At 73.4% G+C, this 17,569-nt stretch carries 18 protein-coding genes and 3 pseudogenes; 10 read left to right on the top strand and 11 right to left on the bottom strand.

The features are described 5' to 3' along the window. Window positions 1-47: 47 nt before the first annotated feature. The 3 genes from KYY02_RS10100 to KYY02_RS10110 are packed head-to-tail and all read left to right on the top strand — an operon-like array spanning window position 48 to window position 1,353. The gene (locus KYY02_RS10100) at window positions 48-569 is read left to right on the top strand and encodes an NUDIX hydrolase (protein WP_371237386.1); all 522 of its coding nucleotides are present in this window, start codon (window positions 48-50) and stop codon (window positions 567-569) included. Between the two features lie 59 nt (window positions 570-628). Then, window positions 629-1,021, top strand: coding sequence for a YidH family protein (locus tag KYY02_RS10105; RefSeq protein WP_371237388.1), 393 nt, complete (start codon window positions 629-631; stop codon window positions 1,019-1,021). Next, the gene (locus KYY02_RS10110) at window positions 1,018-1,353 is read left to right on the top strand and encodes a DUF202 domain-containing protein (RefSeq protein WP_371237424.1); all 336 of its coding nucleotides are present in this window, start codon (window positions 1,018-1,020) and stop codon (window positions 1,351-1,353) included. The genes KYY02_RS10105 and KYY02_RS10110 overlap by 4 nt, the downstream gene beginning before the upstream one ends. A gap of 198 nt (window positions 1,354-1,551) precedes the next feature. Here the strand turns inward: KYY02_RS10110 and KYY02_RS10115 are convergent, their stop codons facing one another. Beyond that, window positions 1,552-2,478, bottom strand: coding sequence for an NADP-dependent oxidoreductase (locus KYY02_RS10115; protein ID WP_371237390.1), 927 nt, complete (start codon window positions 2,476-2,478; stop codon window positions 1,552-1,554). 197 nt (window positions 2,479-2,675) lie between these two features. Between KYY02_RS10115 and KYY02_RS10120 the strand changes: the two genes are divergently transcribed. Together KYY02_RS10120 and KYY02_RS10125 are read left to right on the top strand one after the other, a co-directional pair. Continuing rightward, the gene (locus tag KYY02_RS10120; protein WP_371237392.1) at window positions 2,676-3,698 is read left to right on the top strand and encodes a phosphotransferase family protein; all 1,023 of its coding nucleotides are present in this window, start codon (window positions 2,676-2,678) and stop codon (window positions 3,696-3,698) included. A gap of 6 nt (window positions 3,699-3,704) precedes the next feature. Next, the gene (locus KYY02_RS10125) at window positions 3,705-4,919 is read left to right on the top strand and encodes an acyl-CoA dehydrogenase family protein (RefSeq protein WP_371237393.1); all 1,215 of its coding nucleotides are present in this window, start codon (window positions 3,705-3,707) and stop codon (window positions 4,917-4,919) included. Window positions 4,920-4,982: 63 nt separating this feature from the next. On the opposite strand, the gene KYY02_RS10130 is transcribed toward KYY02_RS10125, so the two are convergent. From KYY02_RS10130 to KYY02_RS10140, 3 genes and pseudogenes are all read right to left on the bottom strand, one after another. Further along, window positions 4,983-5,576, bottom strand: coding sequence for a TetR/AcrR family transcriptional regulator (locus KYY02_RS10130; protein WP_371237395.1), 594 nt, complete (start codon window positions 5,574-5,576; stop codon window positions 4,983-4,985). Beyond that, window positions 5,554-6,318, bottom strand: a pseudogene (locus KYY02_RS10135) (AMP-binding enzyme); the annotation flags it as partial. The pseudogene KYY02_RS10135 and the gene KYY02_RS10130, both read right to left, overlap by 23 nt. A gap of 37 nt (window positions 6,319-6,355) precedes the next feature. Continuing rightward, window positions 6,356-7,129, bottom strand: a complete 774-nt coding sequence (locus KYY02_RS10140; protein ID WP_371237396.1) for an SDR family oxidoreductase — start codon at window positions 7,127-7,129, stop codon at window positions 6,356-6,358. Between the two features lie 168 nt (window positions 7,130-7,297). Here KYY02_RS10140 and KYY02_RS10145 point away from each other — a divergent pair, with 168 nt between their 5' ends. Beyond that, a complete protein-coding gene (locus KYY02_RS10145; protein WP_371237397.1) occupies window positions 7,298-8,545 on the top strand; it encodes an exo-beta-N-acetylmuramidase NamZ family protein in 1,248 nt (415 codons plus the stop codon). A gap of 355 nt (window positions 8,546-8,900) precedes the next feature. Beyond that, entirely contained in the window at window positions 8,901-9,503 is a 603-nt protein-coding gene (locus KYY02_RS10150; RefSeq protein WP_371237399.1) for a hypothetical protein, read from the top strand. Window positions 9,504-9,678: 175 nt separating this feature from the next. Here KYY02_RS10150 and soxR read toward each other — a convergent pair whose 3' ends face one another. After that, window positions 9,679-10,173, bottom strand: coding sequence for a redox-sensitive transcriptional activator SoxR (gene soxR / locus KYY02_RS10155; protein ID WP_371237400.1), 495 nt, complete (start codon window positions 10,171-10,173; stop codon window positions 9,679-9,681). A gap of 129 nt (window positions 10,174-10,302) precedes the next feature. On the opposite strand from soxR, the gene KYY02_RS10160 reads away from it, so the two are divergent. Beyond that, the gene (locus tag KYY02_RS10160; RefSeq protein ID WP_371237402.1) at window positions 10,303-10,764 is read left to right on the top strand and encodes a MaoC family dehydratase; all 462 of its coding nucleotides are present in this window, start codon (window positions 10,303-10,305) and stop codon (window positions 10,762-10,764) included. Here the strand turns inward: KYY02_RS10160 and KYY02_RS10165 are convergent. From KYY02_RS10165 to KYY02_RS10175, 3 genes are all read right to left on the bottom strand, one after another. Continuing rightward, complete coding sequence (locus KYY02_RS10165; RefSeq protein ID WP_371237404.1) at window positions 10,755-11,399, bottom strand: TetR/AcrR family transcriptional regulator; 645 nt, start codon at window positions 11,397-11,399, stop codon at window positions 10,755-10,757. The genes KYY02_RS10160 and KYY02_RS10165 overlap by 10 nt on opposite strands. 71 nt (window positions 11,400-11,470) lie before the next feature. Beyond that, on the bottom strand, window positions 11,471-11,758 hold the full coding sequence (locus KYY02_RS10170; protein ID WP_371237406.1) for a YiaA/YiaB family inner membrane protein: 288 nt from the start codon (window positions 11,756-11,758) through the stop codon (window positions 11,471-11,473). A gap of 60 nt (window positions 11,759-11,818) precedes the next feature. Beyond that, window positions 11,819-12,970 (bottom strand): acyl-CoA dehydrogenase family protein, encoded by a 1,152-nt coding sequence (locus KYY02_RS10175; protein ID WP_371237408.1) that lies wholly within the window; start codon window positions 12,968-12,970, stop codon window positions 11,819-11,821. A gap of 104 nt (window positions 12,971-13,074) precedes the next feature. Here KYY02_RS10175 and KYY02_RS10180 point away from each other — a divergent pair, with 104 nt between their 5' ends. Beyond that, window positions 13,075-13,716: a TetR/AcrR family transcriptional regulator gene (locus KYY02_RS10180; protein ID WP_371237409.1), complete on the top strand. Its 642-nt coding sequence runs from the start codon at window positions 13,075-13,077 to the stop codon at window positions 13,714-13,716. Between the two features lie 150 nt (window positions 13,717-13,866). Next, window positions 13,867-14,217: pseudogene (locus KYY02_RS10185) on the top strand (ArsR/SmtB family transcription factor); the annotation flags it as partial. A gap of 16 nt (window positions 14,218-14,233) precedes the next feature. On the opposite strand, the gene KYY02_RS10190 reads toward KYY02_RS10185, so the two are convergent. The 3 genes and pseudogenes from KYY02_RS10190 to KYY02_RS10200 all read right to left on the bottom strand — a co-directional run. Continuing rightward, window positions 14,234-15,319 carry a Zn-dependent alcohol dehydrogenase gene (locus KYY02_RS10190; protein ID WP_371237411.1) on the bottom strand — a complete coding sequence of 362 codons (1,086 nt, stop codon included), beginning with the start codon at window positions 15,317-15,319 and terminating at the stop codon, window positions 14,234-14,236. Between the two features lie 16 nt (window positions 15,320-15,335). Then, window positions 15,336-16,724 (bottom strand): aldehyde dehydrogenase family protein, encoded by a 1,389-nt coding sequence (locus KYY02_RS10195; protein WP_371237412.1) that lies wholly within the window; start codon window positions 16,722-16,724, stop codon window positions 15,336-15,338. 106 nt (window positions 16,725-16,830) lie between these two features. Beyond that, a pseudogene (locus KYY02_RS10200) lies at window positions 16,831-17,569 on the bottom strand (sugar ABC transporter ATP-binding protein); the annotation flags it as partial.

Consider the following 17,569-nt stretch of genomic DNA (forward strand, 5'->3'; position numbering starts at 1 on the left):
GGTGGGGCGAGCGGCCGGGCGGGGGCGGCCACTGCTTGGATGACCGTATGAGCGCTGAGGAGACCATCGACATCGTCGACGAGAACGACCGGGTGGTCGGGCGGTCCCCACGCGGGGAGGCCTACGCGCGGGGGCTGCGCCACCGCTGCGTCTTCGTCCTCGCCCGGGACGCCGAGGGACGGGTCTTCGTCCACCGCCGCACCGCGGCCAAGCAGGTCTTCCCCTCCCTGTACGACATGTTCGTCGGCGGGGTCGTCGGCGCGGGCGAGAGCTACGACGAGGCGGCGCTGCGTGAGGCCGAGGAGGAACTGGGCGTGCGCGGACTGCCGCGCCCCGAGCACCTCTTCACGTTCCTGTACGACGACGGGGCCGGCCACAGCTGGTGGTCGGCGGTGTACGAGGTGCGCTGCGACCGGCCCGTACGGCCGCAGGCGGAGGAGGTGGCCTGGGGGGACTTCCTGTCGGAGGCGGAGCTGGAGCGGCGGCTCGGGCAGTGGGAGTGGACCCCGGACGGGCTGGCGGCGTACGAGCGGCTCAAGGCGTACCGGGCGGGGCGGGCCGCGGGCTGAGCAGGCTCCGCCCCCGGCCGCCGGCCCGGCGCGGGGGCGGCCCCGGTAGGGTCGCCCGCATGATCGACTTTGTACGGAACGTCCGGTTGTGGTTCGCGCCCGGCGAGGTGCGACGGGAGGGCGACACGCCCGACTACCGGTTCTCGCTGGCGAACGAGCGGACGTTCCTCGCGTGGTTGCGCACCGCGCTCGCGTTGATCGGGGGCGGGTTCGCCGTGGACCAGTTCCTGCCGGACCTGCGCTGGGGGTGGCGGGTCGGGCTGGCACTGGCGCTGCTGGCCGCGGGGGCGCTGTGCGCGCTGCGGGCGGTCCACCACTGGGTGCGGTGCGAGCGGGCGATGCGACGGGGGGAGGACCTGCCGGTGTCGCGGTTCCCGGCGCTGCTGAGTCTTGTGGTGGCGGTGGTGGCCGGGGCGATGGTCGCCGTGGTGCTCTTCGGGTGGGACGGGTGAGCGGGGCGGCGGGCCGGACCGCGGAGCGGGATCCCGGGCTGCAGCCCGAGCGGACCCGGCTCGCGTGGCGGCGTACGACGCTGTCGGCCACGGTCGCGGCCGTACTGGCCGTGAAGACGGCGTCGGCGGGCGGGGGGTCGGGGGCCGGGTTCGTGGCGTGCGCGCTGTGCTGTGCCTGTTGGCTGGGGTTTCTGTGGATCGCCCACCGGCGGATCCAAGGGCTGGCGGCGGTGCGGGAACCCGCGGCGCTCGCGCCGCCGTATGCGGCGGCGGCGGTGATCTGCACGGTGGCCATGGCGGTGTGCGGGGCGGTGCTTGTCGGTTCGGGGTGAGGTGGGGGCGCCCGGCGGGTCTCCGCCCCTCCGCCCCTCCGCCCCTCCGCCGCTCCCGGCTCGGCTCGGCTCGGCTCGGCTCGGCTCGAGCGGGGGAGACCGCCGTCGTCCCCGAGGAGCTCCCCCCGGACCCTCTTGCCGGCCTTCGGCCCCGGCCTCAGGCGCCGGACGAGCTGTTCAGCGCCGGACCTGCTGGGTTCAGCCGACCGTCACCACGATCTTGCCGCGGGTCCGGCCCTCCTGGTTCAGGCGGTGGGCCTCCGCCGCTCGTTCCAGGGGGAAGGTTTCCGAGACGTGGACGGTGACCGTGCCCTGCTCCGCCAGGTCGCAGAGGTGCTGGAGGTCCTGGGGGTCGGGGCGGACGAACCAGTAGCGGCCGCCGTAGCCCACCACCTCGGGGTCGGTGACCGAGGCCAGGCGACCCTCGGGGGCCAGCAGGTTCGCGGAGGTCCCGAGGGCGTCGCCGCCCACCGTGTCGAACACCGCGTCCACGCCCTCGGGCGCCAGCCCCCGTACCCGTTCGGCCAGGCCCTCGCCGTAGCTCACCGGCTCCCCGCCCAGTCCGCGCACGAAGTCGTGGTTGCGCTCGCTCGCCGTGCCGATGACCCGGGCGCCGAGGTGGGCGGCGAGCTGGACGGCGATGGATCCGACGCCGCCGGCCGCGGCGTGCACCAGGACGGTCTCGCCCCGCTTGACCTCGAGGACACGGTGCAGCACCTGGTACGCGGTGAGCCCCGCGAGCGGGAGGCCGGCCGCCTGCTCGAAGGACAGGGCGCGCGGCTTGTGCGCGAGGGCGCGCACCGGGGCGGCCACGTACTCGGCGAAGGTGCCGTGCGAGAGGACGTCCTGGCGCACGTAGCCGATGACCTCGTCGCCGGCGGCGAACTCCGGTACGGCGGGGCCCGGCCGGACGACCACGCCCGAGACGTCCCAGCCCGGGACGACCGGGAACACCGGCTGGAGGATCGAGTCGAGATGGCCTTCGCGGCACTTCCAGTCGACCGGGTTGACGGCCGCCGCCCGCACCTTCACCAGAACCGAGTCGGGGCCGACCCGAGGGTCGTCGACCTCCCCGAGGCCGAGCACTTCGGGGCCGCCGTACCGTGAGTAGCTGATCGCCTTCATGGGTCCGACCCTCCGGTGTCCGTGCGCGCCGTGCAAGCCGAATGGCTCGATATACGCCATTCGCGTGGCGGCCGGACGGAGCGGGAGCGCGACGCGCGCCCCTCGTGGCCCCGATCACGTTCGACCACCGCTCTGGACGGCATACCGACCGGTCGGCATCATGAGACGGGTACTGTTTCCTGCCCGGAGGAGCGACGATGAGCCCCGACCACCCGCCCGGACTCGATCTCGACCGGCTGCGCGGTCTGCTCGAACGGGAGCGGCCCGGCCTGGTGGACGGCCCGCTCACCGGCCGGCTGATCGAGGGCGGCAGGTCGAACCTCACGTACCTGGTCTCCGACGGCAGCTCCAGATGGGTCGTACGGCGTCCCCCGCTCGGCCACGTCCTGGCCACCGCGCACGACATGAGGCGCGAGCACCGGGTGATCAGCGCGCTGCACCCGACCGCCGTGCCGGTGCCGCGCACCGTACTGCTGTGCGAGGACGAGGAGGTGCTGGGGGCGCCGTTCTACGTCATGGACTTCGTCGAGGGCACCCCGTACCGGACGGCCGGCCAGCTCGCCCCGCTCGGCGCCGGACGCACCCGGAACGCGGTGCTGAACCTGGTGGACACGCTGGTCGAACTGCACGCGGTGGAGCCCGGCGAGGTGGGTCTTGCGGACTTCGGCCGGCCCGAGGGGTTCCTCGACCGGCAACTACGGCGCTGGGGCAAGCAGCTGGACGCCTCCCGCAGCCGGGAGCTGGCCGGCATCGACGAGCTGCACGCGGCGCTCGGGCGCGACCTGCCCGCCTCCCCCGCGCCCGCCGTGGTGCACGGCGACTACCGCCTCGACAACGTGCTGGTCGGGGAGGACGACACGATCAGGGCCGTCCTCGACTGGGAGATGTCCACGCTCGGCGACCCGCTGACGGACCTGGGACTGCTGGTGATGTACAGCATGCCGCTGGGCATGCCGGACTCCCCCGTCTCCACGACCGCCGAGGCGCCCGGGCACCCCACGCCCGCCGAACTGATCGAGCGGTACGCCGCGCGCTCGGGGCGCGACGTCCGCGCGGTGTCCTGGTACACGGCGTTCGCCTGGTTCAAGCTCGCCGTGATCCTGGAGGGCATCCACTACCGCTACACACTGGGCCAGACGGTGGGCCGCGGCTTCGACCGCATCGGCGATCTGGTCCCGGTCTTCATCCGGCACGGTCTCACCACCCTTCAGGAAGGCTGACGCACCATGGACTTCGCGTTCGACGCGCGCACCGAGGAGCTGCGCGCCAAGCTGCTCGCCTTCATGGACGAGTACGTCTACCCGGCCGAAGCGGTCGTCCACGAACAGCGTGCCGGGCTGGACTCGCCGTGGCGGAACGTCCCCGTGGTGGAGGAGCTGAAGGCCGAGGCCCGCCGACAGGGACTGTGGAACCTGTTCCTGCCCGACTCCGGGTACGGCGCCGGTCTGACGAACCTCCAGTACGCCCCGCTCGCCGAGATCATGGGCCGGTCCCCGCAGATCGCACCGACCGTCACCAACTGCGCGGCGCCCGACACCGGGAACATGGAGGTGCTGGCGCAGTTCGGCGACGAGGCGCAGCGCAAGCAGTGGCTCCAGCCGCTGCTTGCCGGTGAGATCCGCTCGGCGTTCGCGATGACCGAGCCGGAGGTGGCCTCCTCGGACGCCACCAACATCACCACCCGCATCGAGCGGGACGGCGACGAGTACGTCATCACCGGCCGCAAGTGGTACATCTCCGGGGCGATGCACCCGGACTGCGCCGTCTTCATCGTGATGGGCAAGACCGACCCGGACGGGGCGGACATCCGCCGCCAGCAGTCCATGGTGCTGGTCCCGCGTGACACTCCGGGCGTCACGATCGAGCGCGCCATGCGGGTGTTCGGCTACGAGGACCACTACCACGGCGGGCACGCCGAGGTGGTCTTCGACCACGCGCGCGTGCCGGCGTCGCACCTGATCGGCGAGGAGGGCGGCGGTTTCGCCATCGCACAGGCCCGGCTCGGTCCGGGCCGGATCCACCACTGCATGCGGCTGATCGGCATGGCCGAGCGGGCCATCGAGCTGATGTGCCGGCGGGCGGTGTCGCGTGACGCCTTCGGCACGGCGCTGGCGCAGCAGGGCGTGGTGCAGAACTGGATCGCCGACGCGCGCGTGGCGGTCGAGCAGTTGCGGCTGCTGGTGCTGAAGACGGCCTGGATGATGGACACCGTCGGCAACCGGGGCGCCCACACGGAGATCCAGGCCATCAAGATCGCCACCCCGCGCACGGTCGTCGGCATCCTCGACCGCGCGATCCAGCTGTACGGCGCGGGCGGGGTCAGCCAGGACTTCCCGCTGGCCGAGCTGTACGCCGGCGCCCGCACGCTGATGATCGCCGACGGCCCGGACGAGGTGCACCAGCGGTCGCTGGCGCGCCGGGAGCTGAAGAAGCACCTGTGAGCCCAGGACGGCCCGTGGCCCGCCGGTGCCGGCGGGCCACGGGCCGTGGGGGGGCGGGGCGACTCAGGGCCGCAGGGCCCGCAGCAGCAGGTCCGCCAGGTGGTCGGCGACCTCCTGCGGGCCGAGCGGGCCGTCGGGGCGGTACCAGGTCGACAGGTGGTGCACGGAGCCGAAGTGGTAGTCGACCACCAGGTCGGCCGGGGTCGCCGTGGAGAAGACGCCCTCCCGCTGCCCCTCCTCGATCAGCGCGCGGAAGCGTTCGTGGTAGCGGCGGCGCTCGGCGCGCACCTGCTTGTTCTTCTCCGGGCCGAGGTGGTGCATGGAGCGGAAGAAGATCGACGCGTCGTCGAGGTTCTCGATCGTGGTGACGACGACGTCGGCCGCCGCGCCGCGCAGCCGCTTCTCGACCGGCTCGTCGGCGTCCGCGAAGCGGTCCAGGCGTTCCTGCTGGAGGCGCAGCACGCGCGCGTACACCTCGTGCAGCAGGTCGTCCTTGGAGCCGAAGTAGTGGTAGAGCGCCCCCTTGGTGACGCCGGCCGCCTCGACGATCTCCTGCACCGAGGTGCGGTCGTAGCCCCGCTCGGCGAAGAGCCGGGTGGCGGCGGCCAGGAGCCGCTGCGGCACAGGAACCCCGTCACCGTCCGTCGTCCTGGGCACTGCCGCCACCCGCCTTTCCGTGTCGCTGCTGGTTCTCGTGGGCCGGGGAACACAGTTCCCGCCGGAGGATCTTCCCACTGGCCGTCCTCGGCAGGTCCGGCAGGATCTCCACCTGGCGCGGACACCCGTAGGCGGCCAGTCTCCCCTTGCCGTGCGCGGCGAGCGCGGACGGGTCCGCCTCCGTGCCGGGGCGCAGGCCGACGAAGGCCTTGACGGTCTCCCCGCGGTGCCCGTCGGGCACGCCGACGACGGCGGCCTCGCACACCGCCGGGTGGGTGCGCGAGGACGTCCTCGACCTCGCGCGGCCACACCCTGGAGCCGGACGCGTCGGTCATGTCCTTCTTGCGGTCGACGACGTACAGCCGGCCCTCGGGGTCCATGAGGCCGATGTCGCCGTGCACAGTTCGCCGGCCGGGAAGGCGTCGGCGGTGGCGTCGGGCCGCTGCCGGTACCCGGGCACGGACTGCGGGCCGCGCACGGCGATCCCGCCCTGTTCGCCGAAGGACACCTCCTCGCCCCGGTCGTCGACGATCCGCACGACGGTGCCGGGTCCCGGCACGCCGACGGCCAGCAGGCCGGAGGCCCCCGTCGACGGGGGCCTCCGGGTGCGGCGGGACGGAGGCACAGGGGGCGGTGCACCCGGTCAGCCCGCAGCCGTTGCGGTGTACGGCCCGAAGCCGGCCCGGCACTCCTCCCCCGGAGCGGGCGGCAGCGGGGCACCGCCGGAGGAGATCACCCGGAAGGGGAGGAGCGGTCGCGGGCCACGTGACCGGAGGCGGTCACCGGGTGGCCTCCCAGTGCTGCTGGACGCGGTTCATGCCGGAGATCCAGCGGTCGGGGTCGGCGGCGCGGGCCCGGTAGTACTCGGCGACCTCCGGGTGCGGAAGGACCAGGAAGCGGTCCTCCTCGATGCCGCGGAAGAGGGCGTCGGCCACGTCCTCCGGTTCGATCGCGGTCGGCCTGAGGACCAGGTCGCCCGCGCTGCCGCTGGCGTCGAGCATGTCGGTGCGCACGCCCTGCGGGCAGATCGCGTGGACCTTCACCCCGCGGTGGCGGTACGTCAGTGACAGCCATTCGGCGAAGGCGTAGGCGCCGTGCTTGGTGACGCTGTAGGGGGCGGTGCCGATCATGGTGAGCAGTCCGGCGGCGGAGACGGTGGAGACGAAGCGTCCGCTGCCGCGCTCCAGCCAGTCCGGGAGCAGCGCGTGCGCCGCGCGGACGTGTGCCATGACGTTGACGTCCCAGGAGAGCGCCCAGCCCCGCTCGTCGAGCGGCTCCCCGGGCTCCCCGCCGTCGCGGCCGACGCCCGCGTTGGCGCAGTACACGTCGACCGTGCCGCCGAGCGCGTCACGGGCCTCGGCGACGATCGAGGAGGCGTCGCCCGCAACGGCAAGGCCGCCGATCTCCTCGGCGACGGCCTTCGCGCGGCCGGCGTCCAGGTCGTTGACGACGACCCGCGCCCCCCGGTCGGCGAAGCGGCGGGCGAGCGCCGCCCCGATGCCGCCCCCGGCTCCCGTGACGACCACCTTCGCACCCTGCTCGGCTTGCATCATCGGTCTCCTTCGACGCGGCTCCCAGCGGCTACCGGCGTCAGACTAACCGGTCGGTATGCCCGGTGGAAGGGGTGTTCCGCGCGGGGCCGGTCCGGTTCGTTCCCCGGGGCGGCCGGGCGCGCTAGCGTGCGCGGGCATGACACCCGCCGCACTCACGGAGGTCACCGCATGAAGCTGTCCAGACGGAGTCTGCTCGTCACCACCACGGCCGCCGCCGCGGCCGCCGCCGCTCCGGCCGCCGCCTCCGGGCCGGCGCACGGGGGTGGCCGGCGGCTGCGCACCGGGTTCGAACGGCTCGCCGCGGACGGCTACGCCCTGCTCGACGGCCGGCGCGTGGGCGTGGTCACCAACCCCACGGGCGTCACCCGGGACGCACGGCACATCGTCGACGTGATGCACGCCGACGACCGGGTGGACCTGGCCGCCGTCTTCGGCCCCGAGCACGGCTTCCGGGGCACCGCGCAGGCGGGCGGCTCGGAGGGCCGCCACGACGACCCGGCGACCGGTCTGCCCGTCTACGACACGTACCTGAAGAGCGGTCAGGCACTCGCCGACGTCTTCACGGTGTCCGGTGCGGACACGGTCGTCTTCGACGTCCAGGACGTCGGCGCGCGGTTCTACACGTACATCTGGACCTTGTTCGACTGCATGGAGGCGGCCGCGCTCGCGGGCAGGCGGTTCGTCGTCCTCGACCGGCCGAACCCGGTGACCGGGCGGGCCGCGCTGGGCCCGGTGCTGCACGAGGAGCTCGCGTCGTTCGTCGGGCGCCGGCCGATCTCCCAGGCGCACGGGATGACGGTGGCGGAACTGGCGCTGCTGTTCAACGGGGAGTTCCTGACGGCCCCGGTGCCGTTGGAGACCGTGACGATGTCGGGCTGGCGGCGGTCGGACTTCTACGACGCCTCCGGGCTGCCGTGGGTGCCGCCGAGCCCGAACATGCCGACGCCGGAGACGGCGCTGGTGTACACGGGGACGTGCCTGTTCGAGGGAACGAACCTGTCGGAGGGGCGCGGGACCACCCGGCCGTTCGAGCTGCTGGGGGCGGAGGGGATCGACGGGCGCTGGGCGGAGGCGGCGAACGCGCTGGGGCTCGCCGGCGTGCGCTTCCGGGAGGCGTACTTCGCGCCGACGTTCTCCAAGTTCCGGGGGAGGACCGTCGGGGGCGTCCAGGTGCACGTGCACGACCGGGAGGCGTTCGATCCGGTGCGGACGGGGATCGCCCTGCTGATCACCGCCAGGCGGTCGTGGAGCGGCTTCGCCTGGCGCGCGGACAACTGGATCGACAGGCTCACCGGCTCCACGCGTGTGCGCACCATGATCGACGCGGGCGCGGACACCGACGAGGTGGTGGCCGGCTGGCAGGAGGAGCTGGCGGGGTTCCGAAGGACGCGGCGGGAGTATCTGCTCTACCGCTGAGGGGGGCGGTGCGGGACGGCGGCGGGCGGCGGCCCGCCGCCGTTTTGCGTCGGACGTGCATATCGGCGGAGTCTCCAGGAACCCGTGGAAGCCGCCGGGAGTTCTCAGACTGTCGAGGAAGGACTTCTCCCCATGCGGAGGACACGGAGCGGGTTACCGCCGGTACCCCCGTGGACGACCACAACTGAAGCAGGGCTCATGGGAGTTGGTCCGTGAGCCCCCGCGGCCGGCCGACGGGGGCCGTCGGGAAAAGGATGGAGCCGATCCGCGTGTCGATACGTCTATTCGGCGACGTCCGTTCGACGACGCCGAAGTGACCGGATTACAGGTGCAGGTGTGACGGAGGTGCAGGACGATGGCCGGTTTCCGAAGTCTGGCGAGACAGGTCCGAGATCCGCGGTGCGATCCGGCGCTGCGACGCTATTCGCTGCGCAAGTGCCTCGAGCGCTTCGCTCCTTACGGGCACAGGGCGACCTGGGACCATCTGTGCTCGCGGGCCGGGTTCGATCCCGAGGACCGCTCCGTCGACCCGGCGCGGCTCGTGGCCGCACTGGAGGAGCTGGAGGAGGCCCGGGCGGTCTGGCTGGCCTACGAGGTGGAGTTCGCCGAGCGCCGCAGGAAGGAGAAGCACGACGGGCTGCGCAGGCCCGGCAGCGTGGACGACTGGCACCGGCTGACCTGGGGCGGTTTCGGCGTGGCCTGGTGCGACGATCCGCGGGTGCATCCGCGCGAGCCGCTGGCCGAGGTGCTGCGGCGGCTGATAGCCGCGCTGGAGCGCGAGCCGGGTACGGTCTGTCCTGTGTGCCGGGGGGAGCGGCTCGTGTGGCGCTTCGACCTGGACCACGAGCCGTCGACGGGCCCGGTCTGCACGGACTGCGGAATCCTGGTGCCGCGTCCCGTGCTCACCCCGGAAGCCCTGGCGGACGCCCGCAGGGCGAGGCTGCTGGTGTCGGCCTGAGAGGCAGGGGGCGACGGGGGCAGGGGGTGCGCAGGGGATGCCGCGCCCCCTGGCTCCGGGGAACGCCCGGGCGGCGCGGTCCGTCTGCCGGCGACCACCGGGCGCCCCTCCGTCCCCGGCTGCGCTCGTGCGGGGGGAGGCGCGACGGCCCGCGGTCACGAAAGTGCGGCCGGGCTCACCGCTCGCCCTCCGGCCGGTCGCCACGGCGCGTGCCGCCGGGATCCGCCAGCAGGCGGGAGCCCGTCAGACGGTCGCCGAAGACGTCGTCCGGGTTGGACAGGACACAGCTGTCCAGGGAGAGACAGCCGCAGCCGATGCAGTCCGTGAGATGGTCGCGCAGGCGGTTGAGCCGCTTGATGCGTTCGTCCAGCTCGGAGCGCCACACTTCGGACAGGTGCGCCCAGTCGTCGCGGGTGGGCGTGCGCTCCTCGGGCAGTTCGGCGAGTGCCTCACGGATCGTGGCGAGCGGGATGCCGACGCGCTGGGCGGCCCGGATGAAGGCGACCCGGCGCAGGGTGTCACGGCTGTAGCGGCGCTGGTTGCCCGCGGTGCGGCGGCTGCCGATCAGGCCCTTGGACTCGTAGAAGTGCAAGGCCGAGACGGCCGCGCCGCTACGCGCGGAGAGCTGGCCGACCGTGAGCTCGTGGATCTTCTCGGGAAGCTGGGGCACCCCCGAACCCTACCCACCCGTCCGGCAGCCGTCGTCGTTGACAGGGACCGCCCGGCACACCATGCTAAGCAGTTGCTTAGGCATGCGCACACCGGTGCGCTGCGACTACGTGACGCGAGAGGCCGGGACATGGCAGAGCCGAGGATCTTCACGTCCGTCGACGAACTGAAGGCGGCGGTGGGCGAGCAGCTGGGGTACACCGACTGGCTGGAGGTCGACCAGAAGCGGATCGACCTGTTCGCCGAGGCCACCGGGGACCACCAGTGGATCCACGTCGACCCGGGGAAGGCCGCGGCGGGACCGTTCGGGACGACCATCGCGCACGGCTACCTGACGCTGTCGCTGCTGCCGCTGTTCGGCCCGCAGCTGATCTCCGTCGAGGGCGTGAAGATGGGCGTCAACTACGGCACCAACAAGGTGCGCTTCCCCGCCCCGGTCCCGGTCGGCTCGCGGGTGCGCGCCACCGCGACGATCACCTCCGTCGACGAGGTGCCGGGCGGCGTCCAGGTGGCCACGGCGTTCACCGTGGAACGTGAGGGCGGCGACAAGCCGGTGTGCGTGGCCGAGTCGGTGGCCCGCTACTACCTCTGAGCGGGGCCGGTCTCCCCGGCCCCGACCATCCGGAGCACGAGGTCGGCGTAGAGCGCGCCGACCTCCTCGGGGGTGCGGGGGCCGTCGACGTTGAACCAGCGGGCCACGTCGATGCACAGGGAGAGCACGGCGAGCGTGGTGCCCTGGACGTCGACGACGTCGAACTCGCCGGAGCGCACGCCCTCCTCGATGATCCCGCGCACCTCGGCGTCGACCTGGCGGCGCAGCCCGAGGATCTCGGCGCGGGCCTCGGCACCGAGCGAGTCGAGCTCGTACTGCACCACCCTGGCGGTGGTGCGGCCTCCCGCGTGCCAGCGGACGAAGGAGCTGACCGCTTCGGCGAGCCGCCGGGTCGGGGTGCCCTCGGCGCGGGCCGCCGTGCGCAGGATCGCGACGGCCTTCTCGTGGCCGATCCTGCTGATGCGGTGGAGCAGCTCCTCCTTGGTCTTGTAATGGATGTAGAGCGCGGCCGGGCTCATCCCGGCGCGGCCCGCGATGTCACGGGTCGTCGTGGCGTGGTAGCCCCGCTCCGCGAACGCCTCGACGGCGGCGAGCAGCAACCGCCGGGCCGCGTCGGGCGTGACCTCACCCCACGGTTGCGCCTCGGCACCGGACGTCTCCTCCGCCGTACTCATCGCTCACCTCATTCGCTGGCAGGGACAACACCATACCGGCAAGGGTGAGCGCTCGCTTAGCGTGCCCGTCGTCACAGCTTCTGCAGCGGGTCGTGCTCGGCGAGCAGCTTCTCCAAGCGGGCCTGGTCGACCCGGTTGACGATCTGTCCGGCCTCCTGGCGGTCGCGGATGACCTTGGCCAGGGTGAAGGCGGAGGTGACGAGGTACAGGACGGCGACGCCCAGGAAGGCGCGGACCCAGCCGTCGGTGTCGAGGTTGAAGATGCCGACCGCAGTGGCGCCCATGGCCACTCCGAAGGACGCGACGGCCTGACCGTAGAAGGCGGCCGTGCTCTGCTGCTTGACCGGTGTCTCGCTCATGGGGGCAAGCATCGGCGGAATGTGGCCGCGGCCACATCCGCTCAGGTACTCATAGCGTACTCAGAACGCCGAAACCCCGGTCAGCGCACGTCCGATGACCAGTTTCTGGATCTGGCTGGTGCCCTCGTAGAGGGTCATCACGCGCGCGTCGCGCAGGAGTTTGCCGGCCGGGTACTCGTCGATGTAGCCGTAGCCGCCGAAGACCTGCAGGGCGTTGTTGGCGGCGCGGACGGCCGCCTCCGAGGCGAAGAGCTTGGCCTTGGAGGACTCGACGGCGAAGGGCCGGCCCCGGTCGATCAGGTCGGCCACCCGCCAGGTGAGCAGCCGGGCCGCGTCGACGTCCACGGCGATGTCGCTGATCAGCTCCTGGACGAGCTGGTGACGGGCGATGACCTTCCCGAACTGCTCCCGCTCCCCCGCGTACCGCACGGCCACGTCCAGGGCGGCCTGCGCTATGCCGACGCAGCCGGCCGCGACCGACATACGGCCCTTGGCGAGGGCGGACATGGCGACCGAGAAGCCCCTGCCCTCCTCGCCCAGCATCGCGGAGGCGGGCACGCGCACGTCCTCGAGGACCAGTTCGGCGGTGGCCTGACCGCGCAGGCCGAGCTTGCCGTGGACGGCGCGGCGGGTCAGGCCGGGGGTGTCGGCGGGGACGAGGAAGGCGGAGACGCCCTTGTGGCCGGGGGCGTCGGTGGCGCGGGCGAAGAGCAGGACGACGTCGGCCCAGGTGCCGTTGGTGATGAACATCTTGGTCCCGTTGACGACGTACCCGTCGCCGTCGCGCACCGCGCGGGTGGTGAGGTTCCCGGCGTCGGAGCCGGTGCCCGGCTCGGTGAGGCCGAAGCAGCCGACCTGCTCCCCGGAGGTGAGGCCCGGCAGCCAGGCGCGCTTCTGCTCCTCGCTCCCCCAGGCGGCGATCGTCTTGGCGACCAGGCCGAGGGAGACGGAGACGATGCCGCGCACGGACGAGTCGCCGCGGCCCAGTTCCTCGGTGACCAGGCAGTACGCGAGGTGGTCGCCGCCGCTGCCGCCGTACTCCTCGTCGATCGTCAGCCCCAGGAAGCCGACCCCGCCGAGCTTCTTCACGATGCCGCGGTCGACCTCCTCGGCACGGTCCCAGGCGGTGGCGCGGGGCGCCACCTCGCGCTCCACGAAGTCCCGGGCGAGCCGGCGGACGGCCTCCTGCTCCTCGCTGAGCTCCAGGTTCATACCGAGTCACTCCATGTGGGATCCGCTGACCGTGCACATCCGGAAGACCGTGCACCCTTAAATTAGCACTGCTAGTTTCTTGTCGCGGTCCTACTATGTGCGCCATGGCCCGACCGCGCAAGCCCTTGCTCAGTACCGACCGGATCGTCGGTACGGCCCGTGCGCTGGTGGACGCGGAGGGCCTCGCGGCCGTCTCCACGCGCCGGCTCGCCGCGGAACTGGGGGTGAGCGGGCCCTCGCTCTACAACCACTTCCGTACCAAGGACGAGATCCTGGAGGCGGTGGCCGACTCGGTGAGCGCGCTGGTCGACCTGTCGATGTTCGAGGACGGCCGGGACTGGCGGACCGCGCTGCACGACTGGGCGGTCTCCTACCGGGCCGCGCTGCGCGACCATCCGAACATCGTCCCGGTCCTGGCCCGCGGTCCGGGCCGCCGTCCGGCGGCGCTGCGGCTGGCCGACGCGGTCTACGGCGCGATGGTCGAGGCCGGCTGGCCGCCCGCACAGGCCACCTCCATCGGCGCGCTGATGCGCTACTTCATCATGGGCTCCGCGCTCGGCTCCTTCGCGGGCGGCTTCGTGGACGACGCCAGCGCCTACGACCCCGCCGACTACCCGCACCTCGGGCAGGCCCATCTGCTCGCCGAGCAGCAGGAGAAGGTCGACGAGCGGGCCTTCGAGGCGGGGCTCACGGCGCTGCTCGACGGGCTGGCACTGCAGTACGAGCAGGTGCGAACCGGCGCCTGAGCGCTCCGCCGGGAGCACGGCGATGTGCCCTCGATCGTCTGCGGCGCCGTCGTCCGGTCGCGCCCGCGCGGCGGTGGCCGCACGTCGGCACGGTCCCGCGCCCCTTTCAGGGCGCGGACTCTTCGGTGAGCGCCGAAGCGTCCGCGCCGCGTGCCGGAGGGCACGACCACCAGGGACCCCCGGGCGGCCGGTCTCGCGCGGCTCGCCGCGCCGGCCGCCGACGAGACACGGGCCGCGTGCCTGCTGGCGCTGCTGGACGGGCGGGCCCGGACGGCGGGCGAGCCGGCCCGGCACGCCGGTGTCGCCGCCTCCGCTCCGAGCGAGCACCTGGGCAAGCCGGTCGCGGGCGGGCTGCCGGCCGAGGAACGGCAGGGACGGCACCGGTACGTGCGGCCGGCCGACGCGCGGGTGGCGCAGCCGGTGGAGGACCTGGTCGCGCAGGTGGCCCCGGGTGCCGCCGAACGTCCGCGCACGCTGCGGCAGGCGGGCGCCGGGGCCGCCGGGGGCGCGACGGGCCCTAGAAGACCACCAGGGCCCGTCCGCCCTTGCCCGCCAGCATGGTGTCGAAGGCGGCCGGGATGCCGTCCAGAGCGATGTGCTCGGTGACCAGGGACCCCGGGTCGAGGCGGCCGGCCCGGATGTGTCCGGCGAGGACCGGCAGGTCGCGGGCGGGGTCGGAGTTGCCGTAGACACAGCCGGTGAGGGTGCGGCCCCAGTGGAAGATCTCCAGGGCGTTGAACGTGACCTGCTGGTCCTTGCCGCCGATGCCGACGACCGTGGTGCGTCCGCCGCGCCGGGTGGACTCCCAGGCCGTGCGGATGGTGGTCGCGCGGCCGACGCACTCCACGGCCGCGTCCACGCCCTCCTTGCCGGTGAGGGCGCGGATCTGCCGGGCGGTGGTGTCCGAGGCGACGAGGTAGTCGGTGGCCCCCGCGGACCGGGCCAGCTCCTCCTTCTCCGGGGAGACGTCGACCGCGACGATCGTGGACGCGCCCGCGATCCGGGCCGCCTGGAGCGCCGCGAGACCCACTCCCCCGACACCGAACACCGCGACCCTCTCCCCCTGCCGCACCTTCGCGCAGTGGTGGACGGCGCCGTAGCCGGTGAGCACCGCGCAGCCCAGCAGCGCGGCGTCGGTGAGCGGGACGCCGTCCGGGGCGGGCAGCACGCAGGAGGCGGACACCACCGTCTCCTCGGCGAACGCGGCGACGTTCAGCCCCGGGTACAGGTCGGTGCCGTCGTCGGCGCGGCGGGCGTGCACCTCGGCGGCGCCGGCCAGGGCGCCCGCGCACAGCCAGACCTCGCCGCGCGCGCAGGCGGGGCAGGTGCCGCAGGAGGGAGCCCAGTTGAGGACCACGTCGTCGCCGGGCGCGACGTGGGTGACGCCCTCGCCGACGGCGACGACCGTGCCGGCGCCCTCGTGGCCGAGGACGGCCGGGACCGGCAGGCGCATGGTGCCGTCGGACAGGGACAGGTCGGAGTGGCAGACGCCGGCGGCGGCGAGCCGGACGCGGACCCGGCCGGGACCGGGTTCGGGCAGGTCGATCCCGGTGATCTCCAACGGGGCACCGACGGCGGGCAGGACAGCGGCGCGTACGGCCATGGTGGTGACGACTCCCCTAGAACTGGAGGGACTTGGTCTGGAGGTACTCGGTCAGGCCGTGCGTGCCGAGTTCGCGGCCCACACCGGACTGCTTGTAACCGCCGAAGGGCGCGAGGGGGTTGAAGCGACCGCCGTTGATGTCGACCTGGCCGGTCTCCATGCGGCGGGCGAAGGCCACCGCCTCCGCCTCGTCGCCGGCCCAGACGGCGCCGGCCAGGCCGTAGACGGTGCCGTTGGCGATGCGCAGTGCGTCCTCCTCGTCCGCGTAACGCAGGATCGACAGGACGGGGCCGAAGATCTCCTCCTGGGCGATGGTCATCTCCGGGGTGACGTCGGCGAAGACCGTGGGGCTGACGTGGTAGCCCCTCTCGTGCGGGGAGTCGGGACCGCCCGCGACCAGCCGGGCCCCTTCGGCGACGCCCTTCTCGATGTAACCGCGCACACGTTCCCGCTGGTCGGCGTTGACGAGCGGGCCGATGCGGTCGCCGTACTTCGCGGCGGCGGCCGTGGCGAGTTCCACGGCCTCGTCGTACTGGTCGCGGTGGACCAGCATGCGGGTCCAGGCGCTGCAGGTCTGGCCGGAGTTGGACATGACGTTGGCGACGCCGACGTTGACCGCGCGGGCCAGGTCGGCGCTGGGCAGGATGACGTTGGCGGACTTGCCTCCGAGTTCCAGGGCGACCTTCTTCACCATGCCGGTCGCGATCGCGCCGATGCGGCGGCCGACGGCGGTGGAGCCGGTGAAGGAGACCAGGTCGACGCCCGGGTGCTCGGCCAGGGCCTGACCGGCCACCGGGCCGAGGCCCGTGACGAGGTTGAACACACCCGCCGGGATCCCGGCCTCGTGCACGGCCCGGGCGAACAGCCGCGCGACCAGCGGGGTGTCCTCGGCCGGCTTGACGACGACGGTGCAGCCGGCCGCGAGGGCGGGGGCGGTCTTGGCGACGATCTGGTGGAGCGGGTAGTTCCAGGGGGTGATCGCGCCGACCACACCGACGGGCTCGTGGAACACCGTCGAGTTGCCCGTCCTCTCCTCGAAGGCGTACGTCGCCGCCAGCTCGGCGTACGAGCCGGTCACGGCGATCGGCACGCCCGCGTGGACGGTCTGCGAGAGCTTCAGGGGCGAACCGAGTTCGGCGGTCACCGTCTCGGCGATCTCGTCCCGCCGGTCCACGAGCACGTCCCGCAGCGCGGCCAGCCGGGCGGCGCGTTCGGCGGGCGGGGTGGCGGCCCAGCCGGGGAGGGCGGCGCGGGCGGCGCGCACGGCGGCGTCGACGTCCTCCACGGTGCCCGCGGGGACGGTGGCGATCACCTGTTCGTCGGCCGGGTTCACCACCTCGATCACGTCCGGGCCGGCGGCGGGGCGCCAGGCGCCGTCGATGTACATGCCGTCGTGTGCCTTCATCGCGCTTCCTCCGGGGCGGGTGTCGGTGTCCGACCGCTCGATTCCGTGTGAAGTTCTAAACTAGCGGTGTTAGTTTTCCCGCGCCAGAGGTCTCCGCACGCCGGTGTCACTCCTCCAGGTCGGGCAGCCGTGCCGGATTCGGGCAGACCCGTTCGCCGCCGCGGCCGAAGACGAAGAGGTGGGCGAGGCCGACCAGAAGCGGTGTCTGCGTGCCGTGCCGGAGGCGGATGGCGGGAGTGCGCGGACGACGAGGTCGCCGGGTGCGCTGGGCCCGACGGCGGCGGAGGCGGAGGCCGGATCCGGTGGTCCGGGCCGGGCGGCCGCCGGTCCCGTGCACAGTGCGCCGGCCCGTTCCCGCAGCCGGTGCAGGGCCGTGCCCTCGCGGCGGCGCCGGTCCGGGCGCTCGGGCCGCGGGTGCGGGGCCCCGATGCCGGGGACGGCCGCGGGGCGGGAGCCGGTGTCGAAGCGGACAAGGCCTCGTGGCCCTGGAGCTCCAGGTGCTCCACCGGACCGGTGAGCGCCACCTCCCCGGCCCGCGCGGCGGAGGGCCTGGCGATCCGTACGGCCTCCGAGCGCAGGCCCACGATGACCTCGCGCCCCTGCTGCACCCGCAGCAACCGGTGGTCCGGGGACAGCGGTTCGGGCAGTCGCAGGAACCGTTTGCCGAGGCTGATGGTCATCGCCCCGCCGAGCGGGGCGCCCACCAGGCCGCGCAGCAGGTTGACGCGCGGAGTGCCGGTGAACGCGGCGACGAGGACGTTGCCCGGCGGGGAGTACACCGTACGCGGGGTGCCGACCTGTGGGAGGACGCCGCCGCGCAGGACGGACCCGCCCGCCGGACACCG

It is taken from the genome of Streptomyces pimonensis (assembly GCF_041380215.1).
In the GTDB taxonomy this organism is placed as follows: Bacteria; Actinomycetota; Actinomycetes; order Streptomycetales; family Streptomycetaceae; genus Streptomyces; species Streptomyces pimonensis.